10 protein-coding genes are annotated in these 13,731 nt (G+C 53.4%); 6 read left to right on the top strand and 4 right to left on the bottom strand.

The window, feature by feature from the left end; genetic code table 11:
• From IBX50_RS11420 to IBX50_RS11410, 3 genes are all read right to left on the bottom strand, one after another.
• On the bottom strand, positions 1-793 hold a 793-nt coding region (locus IBX50_RS11420), incomplete at its 3' end, for an enoyl-CoA hydratase/isomerase family protein (RefSeq protein WP_292255964.1).
• A 10-nt stretch (positions 794-803) separates the two neighbouring features.
• Complete coding sequence (locus IBX50_RS11415; RefSeq protein WP_292255963.1) at positions 804-2,411, bottom strand: carboxyl transferase domain-containing protein; 1,608 nt, start codon at positions 2,409-2,411, stop codon at positions 804-806.
• Between the two features lie 224 nt (positions 2,412-2,635).
• Positions 2,636-3,805 (bottom strand): isovaleryl-CoA dehydrogenase, encoded by a 1,170-nt coding sequence (locus IBX50_RS11410; RefSeq protein ID WP_292255961.1) that lies wholly within the window; start codon positions 3,803-3,805, stop codon positions 2,636-2,638.
• Between the two features lie 253 nt (positions 3,806-4,058).
• Here IBX50_RS11410 and IBX50_RS11405 point away from each other — a divergent pair, with 253 nt between their 5' ends.
• The gene (locus IBX50_RS11405; protein WP_292255960.1) at positions 4,059-6,110 is read left to right on the top strand and encodes a bifunctional diguanylate cyclase/phosphodiesterase; all 2,052 of its coding nucleotides are present in this window, start codon (positions 4,059-4,061) and stop codon (positions 6,108-6,110) included.
• On the opposite strand, the gene IBX50_RS11400 is transcribed toward IBX50_RS11405, so the two are convergent.
• On the bottom strand, positions 6,101-6,985 hold the full coding sequence (locus tag IBX50_RS11400; protein WP_292255958.1) for a LysR family transcriptional regulator: 885 nt from the start codon (positions 6,983-6,985) through the stop codon (positions 6,101-6,103). The genes IBX50_RS11405 and IBX50_RS11400 overlap by 10 nt on opposite strands.
• A gap of 125 nt (positions 6,986-7,110) precedes the next feature.
• Here IBX50_RS11400 and leuC point away from each other — a divergent pair, with 125 nt between their 5' ends.
• The 5 genes from leuC to IBX50_RS11375 form a co-directional block, all read left to right on the top strand.
• The gene (leuC, locus tag IBX50_RS11395) at positions 7,111-8,526 is read left to right on the top strand and encodes a 3-isopropylmalate dehydratase large subunit (protein WP_292255956.1); all 1,416 of its coding nucleotides are present in this window, start codon (positions 7,111-7,113) and stop codon (positions 8,524-8,526) included.
• A gap of 15 nt (positions 8,527-8,541) precedes the next feature.
• The gene (leuD, locus tag IBX50_RS11390) at positions 8,542-9,180 is read left to right on the top strand and encodes a 3-isopropylmalate dehydratase small subunit (protein WP_292255954.1); all 639 of its coding nucleotides are present in this window, start codon (positions 8,542-8,544) and stop codon (positions 9,178-9,180) included.
• A gap of 213 nt (positions 9,181-9,393) precedes the next feature.
• Positions 9,394-10,479 carry a 3-isopropylmalate dehydrogenase gene (gene leuB / locus IBX50_RS11385; protein ID WP_292255953.1) on the top strand — a complete coding sequence of 362 codons (1,086 nt, stop codon included), beginning with the start codon at positions 9,394-9,396 and terminating at the stop codon, positions 10,477-10,479.
• A 27-nt stretch (positions 10,480-10,506) separates the two neighbouring features.
• The gene (gene asd / locus IBX50_RS11380; RefSeq protein WP_292255951.1) at positions 10,507-11,613 is read left to right on the top strand and encodes an aspartate-semialdehyde dehydrogenase; all 1,107 of its coding nucleotides are present in this window, start codon (positions 10,507-10,509) and stop codon (positions 11,611-11,613) included.
• Positions 11,614-11,828: 215 nt separating this feature from the next.
• On the top strand, positions 11,829-13,731 hold a 1,903-nt coding region (locus tag IBX50_RS11375), incomplete at its 3' end, for a FimV/HubP family polar landmark protein (protein ID WP_292255950.1).

Below are 13,731 nucleotides of genomic sequence, written 5' to 3'. Positions count from 1 at the left end.
CTTGCCAGCCGGGTGCACGTTTTTCAAAGAAGGCGTTGAGTCCTTCCTGCCCTTCTGCAGATACGCGGATTTCGGCGATCAGGTCGGTGGTGTAGTCCTGGGTGGTGGCGTCTGCCGGTCGGTCGGCGACGTAGTGCACCAGTTGTTTGGTGCGAGCCACGGCCTGCGGGCTGTTGGCCAGCAGGGTTTCGACCAGGATTTCGATTTGTCCGTCGAGCGCGTCTTCGCTGACCACTTCATGCACTAATCCCAGTTGGTGTGCCTTGTGGACGGTGATGACTTCCGCCGTCATGGCATAACGGCGCATGGCGCGTTGTCCCAGTGCACGGATCACGTAGGGGCTGATCACTGCAGGGGAGAGGCCAATTTTGACTTCGGACAGGCAGAAGCGGGCTTTTTCACTGGCAACAACAATGTCGCAGCAGGCAGCGAGTCCGACCGCACCACCGTAAGCCGCACCCTGTACCCGGCAGAGGGTCGGGCAGGGCAGGGTGTCGAGTTCGTGCATCAGGTGTCCCAGCTCTTGGGCATCTTTTTTGTTTTCGGCTTTGCTGTAGCTGGCCATGCGTTTCATCCAGCCGAGATCAGCACCGGCGGAGAAACTTTTGCCCAGTGAACGGAATACCAGCACACGGGCATCGGCTTCGCGTACCTGCCGGAGTTTGTCCAGCAGTTCGGCAATCAGGTGATCATCAAAGGCGTTGTGCACTTCCGGACGGTTCAGGGTCAGGTAGGCCACACCGCGCGGATCGAGATCCAGCTGAGCATGTTGCAGGTCAGTGGTTTGAGTCATGGCGCTCTCCTTACATGCGGAACACGCCGAAACGTGTCGGTTTGATGGCAGCGTTCAGTGAGGCGGATATCGCCAGTCCCAGGGTGTCACGGGTTTGTACCGGGTCAAGGATGCCGTCATCCCACAAACGTGCGCTGGCGTAATAAGGATGACCCTGATGTTCATACATTTCACGCACGGGTTTCTTGAAAGCGTCTTCGTCCGTTTTGGCCCATTCGGTGCCGTTGCGGTCGTGTTGTTCACGCTTGACCTGTGCCAGTACGTTAGCGGCTTGTTCACCACCCATCACCGAGATGCGGGCGTTGGGCCACATCCACATGAAGTTGGGGTCGTAGGCGCGACCGCACATGCCGTAGTTACCGGCACCAAAACTGCCACCGATGAGTACTGTGAATTTAGGCACCTGAGCGCAAGCCACCGCAGTCACCATCTTGGCGCCATGTTTGGCAATGCCTTCATGTTCATAACGTGAACCCACCATAAAACCGGTGATGTTCTGCAGGAATACCAGCGGAATGCCACGCTGGCAGCAGAGCTCTACAAAGTGGGCACCCTTCTGAGCGGATTCGGAGAAGAGCACGCCGTTGTTGGCCACGATACCCACCGGGTAGCCGTGGATGCGGGCAAAGCCGGTGACCAGGGTTTCACCATACCAGCGTTTGAACTCGTCAAATTCGGAGGCATCCACCACACGGGCAATCACTTCACGTACATCAAAAGGTTTACGCAGGTCGGTGCCCACAATGCCGTAGATTTCTTCCGGGTCATAAACCGGTGGACGAGAGGGCTGGATGTCCAGCTCACCGAGTTTGCGCCAGTTGAGGCGGGCAATGGCACGACGTACTAGCTGCAGGGCATGCTCGTCGTTCAGGGCATAGTGATCGGCTACGCCGGAAACCTTGGCGTGTACATCGGCACCGCCCAGGTCTTCTGCGGTCACCACTTCACCGGTAGCTGCTTTGACCAGCGGTGGTCCGGCCAGGAAAATAGTGCCTTGTTCCTTAACAATGATGGATTCATCCGCCATGGCCGGAACATAAGCACCACCCGCGGTGCAAGAACCCATCACCGAAGCAATCTGTGGGATACCATCACCGGACATGTTGGCCTGGTTGTAGAAAATACGGCCAAAGTGATCGCGGTCGGGGAAGACTTCATCCTGATTGGGCAGGTTGGCACCGCCGGAATCCACCAGATAAATACAGGGCAGGCGATTTTTACGGGCAATGTCCTGGGCGCGTAGGTGTTTTTTCACCGTCAGCGGGTAGTAGGTGCCGCCTTTGGTGGTTGCATCGTTGGCAACAATAATGCACTCAACACCAGACACCCGGCCAATACCGGTGATGATGCCTGCGCTGGGTACAAAGTCGTCATAAACCTCCCAGCCAGCGAGCTGGGAGAATTCGAGAAAGGGCGCACCCTGATCCAGCAGGCGTTCAATGCGTTCACGCGGCAGCAGTTTGCCACGGGATAGGTGACGTTCCTGCGCCTTGGCGCCGCCACCCTGTTTGACCTGTTCGAGTTTCTGGTGCAGGTCTTCGATCAGGCTGCGCATGGCCGCTTCATTTTCAGCAAACTGCGGCGTGCGGGTGTTGATCTGCGATTTAATCACACTCATGCTGGTGATCCTTTAGGTGTATCTCTTGGAAGGCTGATCTGACAGGTTGAGCAAACCGGGACACGCCATGAATACATCCTTGTAGGCTCGGCTGATGCCATCCATGGCATCAGACGGTCCCGGTTCACCCAATCCTGTCATCAGCTCGTTATCTGCAAGAGCCGACGATTTAAAGTGGTGCGTGTCCAGGTTTGCTGTGTCGGTCGTCTGCTATCTACAGTTGATTAACGGGATTCAGTAAAAATCTCGCGGCCAATCAGCATGCGGCGGATTTCGCTGGTGCCGGCGCCGATTTCATACAGCTTGGCATCACGCAGCAGGCGGCCTGTTGGGTATTCGTTGGTGTAGCCATTGCCGCCGAGCAGTTGGATGGCATCCAGTGCTACCTGGGTGGCTTTTTCCGCACAGTAGAGGATCACACCGGCTGCGTCCTTACGGCTGGTTTCGCCACGGTCGCAGCAGCGGGCCACGGCATAGAGGTAAGCGCGGCAGGCAGTCATGGTGGTGTACATGTCAGCAATTTTGCCTTGTACCAGCTGGAATTCACCAATGGCCTGGTCAAACTGCTTGCGTTCGTGGATGTAAGGCACCACCACATCCATCGCGGCTTGCATGATACCAATGGGGCCAGCGGCTAGCACGGTGCGTTCGTAGTCCAGGCCGCTCATCAGTACACGAACACCCTTGCCCACTTCACCCAGCACGTTTTCTTCCGGTACAGCGCAGTCTGCAAACACCAGTTCACAGGTGTTGGAGCCACGCATACCCAGTTTGTCGAGTTTCTGGTGTCGGGAGAAGCCGGGGAAGTCACGCTCAACAATAAAAGCAGTAATGCCCTTGGAGCCTGCATTCACATCAGTTTTGGCATAAATAACATAGGTGTGGGCATCCGGGCCGTTGGTGATCCACATTTTGTTGCCGTTGAGGATGTACTGATCCCCTTTCTTTTCAGCACGCAGCTTCATGCTCACCACATCCGAACCGGCATTGGGTTCGGACATGGCCAGTGCACCAATGTGTTCACCGGAGCAGAGTTTGGGCAGGTATTTTTCTTTCTGCGCCTGGTTGCCGTTCAGTTTGATCTGGTTAACACACAGGTTGGAGTGGGCGCCGTAAGACAGGCCAACCGAGGCTGAGGCGCGGGAGATTTCTTCCATGGCAATCGAGTGCGCCAGATAACCCATGCCGGAACCACCAAACTCTTCTGATACGGTGATGCCGAGTAGACCCATGTCACCGAATTTTTTCCAGAGGTCGTTGGGGAATTCGTTGTTTTTGTCGATCTCGGCAGCACGAGGGGCAATTTCTGCAGCGGCAAAGGCATTCACCTGTTCACGCAGCATGTTCAGTTCATCGTCGAGGCCGAAGTTCATGTCTTTGAAAATGGATTGCATGTGTTGTTTTCCTCTGCTGATTGGCTCAAAAAAATAGCGTTTTTCTTATGATTTGTAGCGCTTTAATCTGTAACTTGAACTCTAGGGTAAGTTGACGTTAACGTAAAGTGAAATTTTCTGATTCTTGCGCCAAACAATTAACAACCGAAATTCGCTTGTTACGTATTGTTATTTTTTTGTTGCGCATCTAATCTAAGGAGTAAGTCCAGTGTGGTGCTGGTTTAACATAACCTGACCAATAGGGATGTTTGTTTTGAGTTTTTTAACCTCTAGTCGTCAGCAAGCGATTCTTGAAGCCGCCAGCGAGATGATTGCCACTATCTCGGTTGATCAGCGATTGCTTTACATCAATCTAGCCGGTCGCAGTTTGCTCGGTATTTCTACTGCTCTCGATCTGGATCGTGAGCCGGTATATGTGCGTGATTTGCATCCGGATCATGCTTATCAGTTACTCCATGAAACAGTTTTCCCCGAGTTCATCGGTCAGGGGCAGCGCTGGGAGGGTGAGCTGGAGTTTTGTGACCTGGCCGGTGAAGTTTTTCCTGTCCAGCTGATTATGATTCCGCATCTTGATGAGGCTGGTGAGTTGCAGTGGATGACAGGTATTGCACGTGACTTGCGCCGCAGGAAAGCTCTGGAGTCTCAGCAAAGATTGGCGATGCGGGTGTTTGAAAATACGATTGAAGGCATTATGGTCACGGACGGGCGTGCCAGAGTGCAGCAAATTAACACCGCTTTCACGGAAATCACCGGTTACAGCGCAGAAGAAGTCCTCGGACAAACACCACGACTGCTTCGGTCAGAGCATCACGATCAAGCCTTTTATGATGCCATGTGGCAGAGTATTACGGATACGGATTGTTGGCAGGGTGAGGTATGGAACCGTCGTAAAGATGGCAGTGTGTACCTGCAGTGGTTATCCATCAACTGTGTGCGTAATGCCCGTGGTGTTATTGAAAACTATATTGCGATTTTTCATGATCTGAGTGAGCTGCGCGCCAAGGATGCTGAGATACGGCATCTGGCTTACCATGATCCACTGACCGGGTTGGGTAATCGTCATCAGTTAACTGAGCGCTTGCGCCATGCTGTGCGCCAGGCTCGCAAACAAAATGAACAGCTGGCGCTGTTGCTGATTGATCTGGGACGTATCCAGTTAATTAACGAAAGCCTGGGGCACAGCTGGAGTGATCGGCTGATTCGCCATCAGAGTGAACTGCTACGCAAGCAGACTGATGAGGCCCACACACTGGTGCGAGTGGGGGCTGATGAATTTGCAGTGCTGGTGGAAGACTATGACTCCCTACATGACATCAGTCAGCTGGCGGATGAGATCAAAATTCTGCTCCAGCAGGAGGTTGACCTGCAAGAACATAAAGTCACCATGAGTCCATCCATCGGTGTGGCTTTTTTCCCTGAGGATGCCCGTGATGCCGGTGAGTTGTTTGTAAATGCACAGGCAGCTTTGACCGAGGCAAAAAATTCCGGTCGTAATACCTTCCGTTATTTTGATCACGCCATGAGCCGTGAGGCACGTGATCGGTTAAAACTGGAACAGGCGCTGCACAGTGCCATCAAGGGTGGTGGCTTGAGTCTGCATTATCAACCCAAGTTTAAGTTGGTCGATAGCCAGGTTTACGGTGCTGAGGCCCTGTTGCGCTGGTGTCATCCCGAGCTGGGGCCTTTGTCACCGGCGGTATTTATTCCGCTGGCCGAAGAGTCCGGCTTGATTGTGGATATTGGTGCTTGGGTTTTGGAGGAGGCTTGTGCAGAGCTGGTGCGCTGGCGTGATGCCGGTTATCAGTTACCTCGAATTGCTGTAAATCTTTCAGTTTATCAGTTGGAACGAGAAGGTTTCCCCGGTTGGCTGGAACAACTGGTTGGTAAGCATGGTTTGTGCCGTGAATCGCTGGAGCTGGAAATCACTGAAACCGGGCTGATGAAAAACGAGCAGCGAGCACTCAGTAGTCTGATGCGCTTGAAGGAAAAAGGCTTCAGGATTGCGCTCGATGATTTTGGTACTGGTTATTCCAGTTTGTCTTATTTACGCAAGTTACCCCTGACCACGCTGAAGATTGACCGCTCTTTTATACAGGATATGGGCAAGGATGCAGTGAGTCTGAGTATCGTAAAAACTATCGTGCAGCTGGCGCAGAATCTGAACTTGAGTTTAGTGGCTGAGGGCGTGGAGGAAGAGTCTCAGGCGGATCAGTTGCGTGAGATGGGTTGTCAGCTGGCACAGGGTTTTCTTTATTATAAACCCCTACCTGAAATCGAGTTCCGGCAGTTGCTTATTCAGGCTTGAGGCAGGTTTTTCTCCTGCTCCAGCAGTTGGATCATCTGACGGGCAGCATTCGACAGGGTGCGTTCGCGGTGGTAAAGAAAACCCAGGGGTCGGGTGATGGGTGGGTGATCCAGGTTCAGCACTTCCAGGCTGTCATCAATCAGGGTTTCCGGCAGTAAGCTCCAGCCCAGCCCGATGGACACCATCATCTTCAGTGTTTCCATGTAGTTGGTGGACAGGGTCACATTCAGCTCCAGATCCTGTTCCCGGAACACCCGCTCGACAATACCGCGTGTAAAAGTCTGCTGACCTGGCAGTACTGCATCATGGTGAGTCAGGTCATCCAGTTGCAAGCTGTGCAGCCGACTTAACGGGTGACCCTTGGCGACTACAAAGCGCAGTTGATCCACCCAAACCGGCACCACCACCAGTGATGGATCAGGCACTGGTGCCAGGGTGACAATACCCAGCTCCAGGTCACCGGCTACCACCCCAGCATAAGCCTGCTCGGAATCCTGAAAACGCATGTCCAGTTTGACCTGCGGAAAAGCCTGGGTGAAACTTTTCAACAAAGGTGGCAGACGATGCAGGCCAATGTGGTGACTGGTGGCCAGAATCAGTGAGCCCTGGATTTCCCCACTGAGATTGGCAAGCATCCGACGGGTATCCTCCAGATCCACCAACAGTCGACGAGCGCGAGGTAATAATGCCGCTCCAGCCTGGGTCAGGGTGATGCTGCGTCCGATACGATCAAACAGCTTCTGGTTCAGTTGATCTTCCAGGCTGGCAATACGTTTACTGACCGCGGGTTGGGTGATGTGCAGCCCATGACCGGCACGGGAAAAAGAGCCTTTTTCGGCCACCTGAATAAAAGCCTGCAAGGATTGAATGTCCATTCTATCTGTCTATCTATTCCAAGCTGTTATGTTGATTATGATAAGGATGAATTGGTTTTATTGAATCACGGGCGTTAAGATGTTGGCAAGAGTCGCCAAAGGCTCAGTCTTGAGGAGAACAAAATATGGCTCAAACCCTGTACGACAAACTCTGGGATGCCCACCTGGTCAAACAGCGTGATGATGGCACCGCACTAATTTACATCGACCGCCACCTGCTGCACGAAGTGACTTCGCCCCAGGCTTTTGAAGGCCTGCGTCTGGCCAATCGCAAACCCTGGCGTCTGAATGCCAACCTGGCAACACCGGATCACAACGTCCCCACCACCCTGAAAGAACGTGCGCAGGGGGTCAGTGGTATCGAAGACGAAACCTCGCGTATTCAGGTGCAGACGCTGGATGACAACTGCGACGAGTTTGGCATCACCGAATTCAAGATCAACGACCTGCGTCAGGGCATCGTGCATGTGGTCGGCCCGGAGCAGGGCGCAACCCTGCCGGGCATGACGCTGGTGTGCGGTGATTCCCACACCGCCACTCATGGTGCTTTTGCGGCACTGGCACACGGGGTTGGCACCTCGGAAGTGGAGCATGTACTCGCTACCCAGTGTCTGATTCAGCGCAAGATGAAAAACCTGCTGATCCAGGTGGATGGTGAACTGCAGCCCGGTGTCACCGCCAAGGACATCATTCTGGCCGTGATAGGTGAAATCGGTACCGCCGGTGGTACGGGTTATGCGATGGAATTTGCTGGTTCAGCCATCAGCAATCTGTCGATGGAAGGCCGTATGACCATCTGCAACATGGCAATTGAAGCCGGTGCCCGTGTGGGTCTGGTGGGTTGTGACCAGATCACTCTGGATTATGTTAAAGGCCGTCCTTTTGCACCCAAGGGTGAACAATGGGAACAGGCGGTGGCCTACTGGAAAACCCTGCATAGTGATGTAGATGCCGTGTTTGACAAGGTGGTAACACTGGATGCCGCCAGCATTGCACCTCAGGTCAGCTGGGGCACTTCACCAGAGATGGTAGTGGCGGTGAATGGTCGTGTTCCTGATCCCGCCAGTGCAGGTGATGAAAACCTGCGCAAAAGCTGGGAATCCGCTTTGAAATACATGGGATTAAAACCCAATCAGGCGATTACTGATATCCAGCTGGATCGGGTTTTTATCGGCTCCTGCACCAATTCACGCATTGAAGACCTGCGTGCTGCGGCTGAAGTGGCCAAAGGCCGTAAAGTGGCTGCCAGCCTGAAACAGGCGCTGGTGGTGCCTGGTTCCGGTCTGGTGAAACAACAGGCGGAAGAAGAAGGGCTGGATAAAATTTTTATCGAAGCCGGTTTTGAATGGCGTGAGCCAGGTTGCTCCATGTGTCTGGCGATGAATGCCGACAAACTGGGGCAGGGTGAACACTGTGCATCCACCTCCAACCGCAACTTTGAAGGTCGGCAAGGTTATGGCGGACGCACCCACCTGGTCAGCCCGGCCATGGCAGCGGCAGCGGCAATCGCCGGTCATTTTGTGGATGTCCGGGAATTCTGAGGCAGGAGATAAGCAATGCAAAAATTTACCCAGTTAAATGGTCTGGTTGCGCCGCTGGATCGCGCCAATGTGGATACCGACCTGATTATTCCCAAGCAGTTTCTGAAGTCCATCAAACGTACCGGCTTTGGTCCTAATCTGTTTGATGAGTTGCGTTATCTGGACGAAGGTTTTCCGGGGCAGGATTGCAGTCATCGTCCGCTGAATACTGATTTTATTCTGAATCAGCCGCGTTTTCAGGGCAGTGAAGTGTTGTTGTCGCGTAAGAACTTTGGTTGTGGTTCTTCACGGGAGCATGCGCCCTGGGCGTTGGTGGACTATGGTTTTCGTGCCGTGATTGCACCCAGTTTTGCGGATATTTTCTTCAACAATGCGCCCAAGAACGGCCTGTTGTTGATCCAGCTGGATGAAAATACCGTAGATCGCCTGTTTAATGAGGTGAATGCCAGCGAGGACTATCGCCTGCTGATCGACCTGCCTGCACAAACGGTCACCACACCCTCTGGTGAGGTTCTGAGCTTTGAAATGGATCCGTTCCGCAAGCATTGCCTGATTGAGGGACTGGATGATATTGGCATTACCCTCAAGGATGCAGATGCCATCAAGGCTTATGAAGCCAAGCAGGCGGCATATACGCCCTGGATATTTTCTTGAGTGAAGGATCATCTGCCGCTTTGCAAGGCAGCCTGTTTTTCAGGTGGCTATTCTGTCCTGAATAGACACCTGCGCTGATGTGCATGGATGCTCGAATGCAGCGTGAGCAGGGATAGCGAAAGCTGCCGGCGTCCTGCCTCGCTCACACAGGCAACCTTGCCGCGGCTTTCTGGCTTGGCGATAAATTAGAGATTAACTTTGAGAGATAAACACATGAGCAAGAAGATTCTGGTTTTACCCGGTGATGGTATTGGTCCTGAGATTACTGCCGAAGCAGTGAAGGTGCTGGAAATTTGCCGTGACAAATTCGGTCTGGATGTCAGCTGGGAAGAAGGTCTGGTGGGTGGTGCAGGTTTTGATGCCACTGGTGAGCCACTGCCACCGGAGACGCTGGAAAAAGCCAAGGCGGCTGATGCGATTCTGCTGGGTGCGGTGGGTGGTCCCAAGTGGGACAAGCTGCCGGATATCTCCAAGCGTCCGGAGCGTGGTCTGCTGGGTATTCGCAAGCAGCTGGGTCTGTTTGGCAACCTGCGCCCGGCGATTCTCTACCCGCAACTGGCGGATGCGTCCAGTCTGAAGCCAGAAGTGGTGTCCGGTCTGGATATCATGATTGTGCGTGAACTGACCGGTGGTATTTATTTTGGTCAGCCGCGTGGTATTCGTGAGCTGGAAAATGGTGAAAAAGAAGGTTTTAACACCTACGTTTATTCCGAAAGTGAAATTCGTCGCATCGGCAAGGTGGCTTTTGAAATGGCACGCAAGCGTAATAAGCGTGTTTGTTCGGTGGATAAGGCCAACGTGCTGGAAGTCACCATGCTGTGGCGTGATGTGATGGAAGAAGTGGGTCGAGATTATCCCGATGTAGAGTTGTCGCACATGTATGTGGACAACGCCGCCATGCAGCTGGTGCGTGCGCCCAAGCAGTTTGACGTGCTTGTGACCGGCAACATGTTCGGTGACATCCTGTCGGACGAAGCGGCGATGCTGACCGGCTCCATAGGTATGCTGCCTTCCGCTTCACTGGATGCCAACGCCAAGGGCATGTATGAGCCCTGCCACGGTTCAGCACCGGATATCGCCGGACTGGGAGTCGCTAACCCGCTGGCGACCATTCTGTCGGTGTCAATGATGCTGCGTTATTCCTTCGGTGAAGGTGAACTGGCAGGAAAAATTGAACAGGCTGTCAGTGATGTGCTGGATCAGGGGCTGCGTACCGCTGATATAGTGTCTGCAGGCATGACCAAGGTCGGCACCGCCCAGATGGGTAATGCGGTGGTCAAAGCGTTAAAAGCACTCTGATAGCAACAGGAGGAACAAAAGAATTCCATGAAAAAATTGACTGTAGGTTTGGTGGGCTGGCGCGGAATGGTCGGCTCGGTACTGATGCAGCGGATGCAGCAAGAAAAAGATTTTGATCTGATTGAAGCGGTGTATTTCACTACCTCTCAGGCCGGTAAACCTGGCCCGGATGGTCAGCCGCTGCAAAGTGCCACTGATCTGGATGTGTTGAAAAAACTGGATGTGGTGCTCACCTGTCAGGGTGGTGACTACACCAACGAAGTTTACGGCCCGCTGCGTGCGGCTGGTTGGCAGGGTTACTGGATTGATGCCGCATCCAGCCTGCGCATGGTGGATGAAAGCATCATTGTGCTGGATCCGGTCAACCGCAAGGTGATTGATGCTGGCCTGACTTCTGGCGTAAAAACCTTTGTGGGTGGCAACTGCACCGTCAGCCTGATGCTGATGGGTCTGGGTGGCCTGTTTGAGAAGGGGTTGGTGGAATGGATGACCTCCATGACCTATCAGGCGGCTTCCGGTGCCGGCGCCCAGAATATGCGTGAGCTGCTGAACCAGATGGGTACGCTGCGTGATGCCGTGGCACCTGAGTTGGCTGATCCGGCTTCCGCCATTCTGGATATTGACCGCAAGGTGGCCGCTGCGATGCGCTCGGCTGACTTCCCGACCGACAACTTTGGTGTACCTCTGGCAGGTAGTCTAATTCCTTATATCGACAAACAGCTGGATAGCCGCCAAAGCAAGGAAGAGTGGAAAGGTCATGTTGAGACCAACAAGATCCTTGGTCTGTCGACCAATCCGGTGCCAATTGATGGCCTGTGTGTGCGTATTGGTGCTATGCGTTGTCACAGTCAGGCATTCACCATCAAACTCAAGCAGGATGTCCCCCTGGATGAAATCCACGGTCTGCTGGCGGCTCACAATGACTGGGTGAAAGTGATTCCCAACGAGCGGGATGCATCCATCCGTGATTTGGGTCCGACTGCCGTGACTGGCACCTTAACGGTTCCTGTGGGTCGTCTGCGCAAGATGAACATGGGGTCACAATATCTTTCAGCCTTCACTGTGGGTGATCAGCTGTTGTGGGGTGCGGCTGAACCGCTGCGTCGTATGCTGCGTATCCTGTTGGAACATTAATTGATACCAAAGCATTAAAAACGGCAGCTACGGCTGCCGTTTTTGCAAATGACCGATGACAAAGCACAGAAAAACTGTTAAAAACGCCGTATCTATGAAATTGTAGGAAAAATGGTTTTTTCTACAGGCGGAACGATAAAGTAACGGGGCAGGGTATGCAGAGGAAGTTAACCGGTGGGCGTTCTTGGTGGGTGGCTGGGCTAGCGGCAGGTGTTATGACGCTACCCCTTAGCCTGGCGGCGGTGAACGCAAGTTCTCCGTTACAATTGCAATCAGCAATGCTAACAGCAGAAGAGCTGCGTACTGCGTTTGCAGCCACCACTGCAACACCAACTGGACAGCGACGAGTACAGGTTGGTTCCCGCGATACCCTCTGGAGTATTGCCCGTACAACCCGACCAAACAACAACATCACCATCAAACAGGCCATGCTGGCGATTCGTGATGCCAACCCCCGAGCTTTCCCTAGCGGTAATATCAACGAAATGGAGTCAGGTTCCACTCTGGTGATTCCAACAGCTGCCGCCATGATGCGCCGCACCGCTTTGCAGGCGGAACAGGAAGTGCGTCGCCAGAATCAGGTTTGGGTTGCCAGTCGGGATCAGGCACCTTCCCGTCCGGCACCTGTGGCAGATATCAGACCAACCCCGCGCCCTTCGATGGATACAGCTCCGGCTGCCACCCCTGAGCGCCCGGAAGCTCGTCCACGTGATCTGCAGCTGGTAACTCCACCAGTCAGCAGTGCACAGCAAGAGCGTATCAACCAGCTCGAAAGCCGTTTATCAGCCAGTGAAGAAAGCCTGCAGCTGGCAGAGCGGGAAAAAGATGAGCTGGCAGAACGAATTACCGAAATGCAGCAGCAGGTGAACACCCTGCAACAGCTGATTCGCCTGAAAGATGAGCAGCTGGCTGATATGGAGCGTCAGCTGACCCAGCGTGCGACTCAATCAGGCGCAATGACACCACCACCACAACCAGCGGTACAGGCACAACCTGCTGCGCCTGCTGAAATAATGCATCAGGATCTGATGAGTCGTATGCAGCAGCAGCCTGTTCTTTATGGTGCTTTGGCGGGTTCGCTGGTATTGCTGTTGGCAGTGTTTTTTGCGTTGTTATCGACCCGCAGCAAACTCAAAGCAGCCCGTGATCAATCCAAACCTGCTGAGACCAATCTGGAAGCCGATATGCTGGCGGCTCACAATGCCACCTCGTCAGATTTTGATCTGGATTTAAATGCCCAGCCACTGGATGAGCTTGAAGGTCTGGATGATCTTGACCCGCTGGAGTTGGATGATGGAGGTTTAAATGCTGATCTGGATAGCTCGGATCTGAATCTTGACGATCTGAACACTGAGCTTGTAACTGGCTCTGAGCCGGAAAAAAAACAACCGGCTGAACGCAAGGAAAAACCGCGTGATGCCTTGCAGGAAGCTGAAATGTTTATTGCTTATGGTCGTCTTGAGCAGGCTGCAGGTTACCTGCAGAGTGCACTGCTTGAACAACCTGAACGTGAGGATTTACGCATCAAGTTGCTGGAAGTGCTGGTTGAGTTGAATGACGAAGAAACCTTCAACAAGCAGCGTGCTGAATTGGAGTCCAGTTCACCTTCCTCATCTGCAATACGTCGTGTTGCAGAGCTGGCAGCCCTGTTTGTTGCCGCTGCACCTGTGCAGTCTTTAGCTGAAGACAAGTTTGATGCAGACCGTGATAATGCCCTGAATGTAGATCTGGGAGAACTGGATCTGGGAAAGCTGGATCTCGGTGATCTGGATAACCTTGATCTGGACCTGGACGATGACCAGGCTATAGCGGATATTTTTGATTCTGAAGAGTCGGAGGCAATCAGTCGCTCTGAGCAGCCCGCACCATCCTCGATAGAGATGGATTTTGGTCTCGATGACTTTGATGACTTGGACAGCCTGGAAGCAGAACTGGATGAAGTCATCTCCAGTAAACCACCAGTTGAACCCACACAGGAAGAAGACTTGGTTGATCCACTGGAAGGTCTGGAAGAGCTGGATGAATCCGAGGCGGAAGAACTGGATCTGGAGCTGGATCTGGAAAAGCCGATTGAAGCCAATGAGCTGGATGATGATTTTGGTGTGTCCAATGATTTTG

Source organism: Marinospirillum sp., from assembly GCF_014859565.1.
This window is presented reverse-complemented; position numbering and strand designations above follow the sequence as displayed.

Excerpts from the sequence above, each read along its gene's own strand:
- IBX50_RS11400 (WP_292255958.1), bottom strand. The coding sequence starts at position 6,985 with ATGGACATTCAATCCTTGCAGGCTTTTATTCAGGTGGCCGAAAAAGGC.
- asd (WP_292255951.1), top strand. The coding sequence starts at position 10,507 with ATGAAAAAATTGACTGTAGGTTTGGTGGGCTGGCGCGGAATGGTCGGC.
- leuD (WP_292255954.1), top strand. The coding sequence starts at position 8,542 with ATGCAAAAATTTACCCAGTTAAATGGTCTGGTTGCGCCGCTGGATCGC.
- IBX50_RS11415 (WP_292255963.1), bottom strand. The coding sequence starts at position 2,411 with ATGAGTGTGATTAAATCGCAGATCAACACCCGCACGCCGCAGTTTGCT.
- IBX50_RS11410 (WP_292255961.1), bottom strand. The coding sequence starts at position 3,805 with ATGCAATCCATTTTCAAAGACATGAACTTCGGCCTCGACGATGAACTG.
- leuB (WP_292255953.1), top strand. The coding sequence starts at position 9,394 with ATGAGCAAGAAGATTCTGGTTTTACCCGGTGATGGTATTGGTCCTGAG.
- leuC (WP_292255956.1), top strand. The coding sequence starts at position 7,111 with ATGGCTCAAACCCTGTACGACAAACTCTGGGATGCCCACCTGGTCAAA.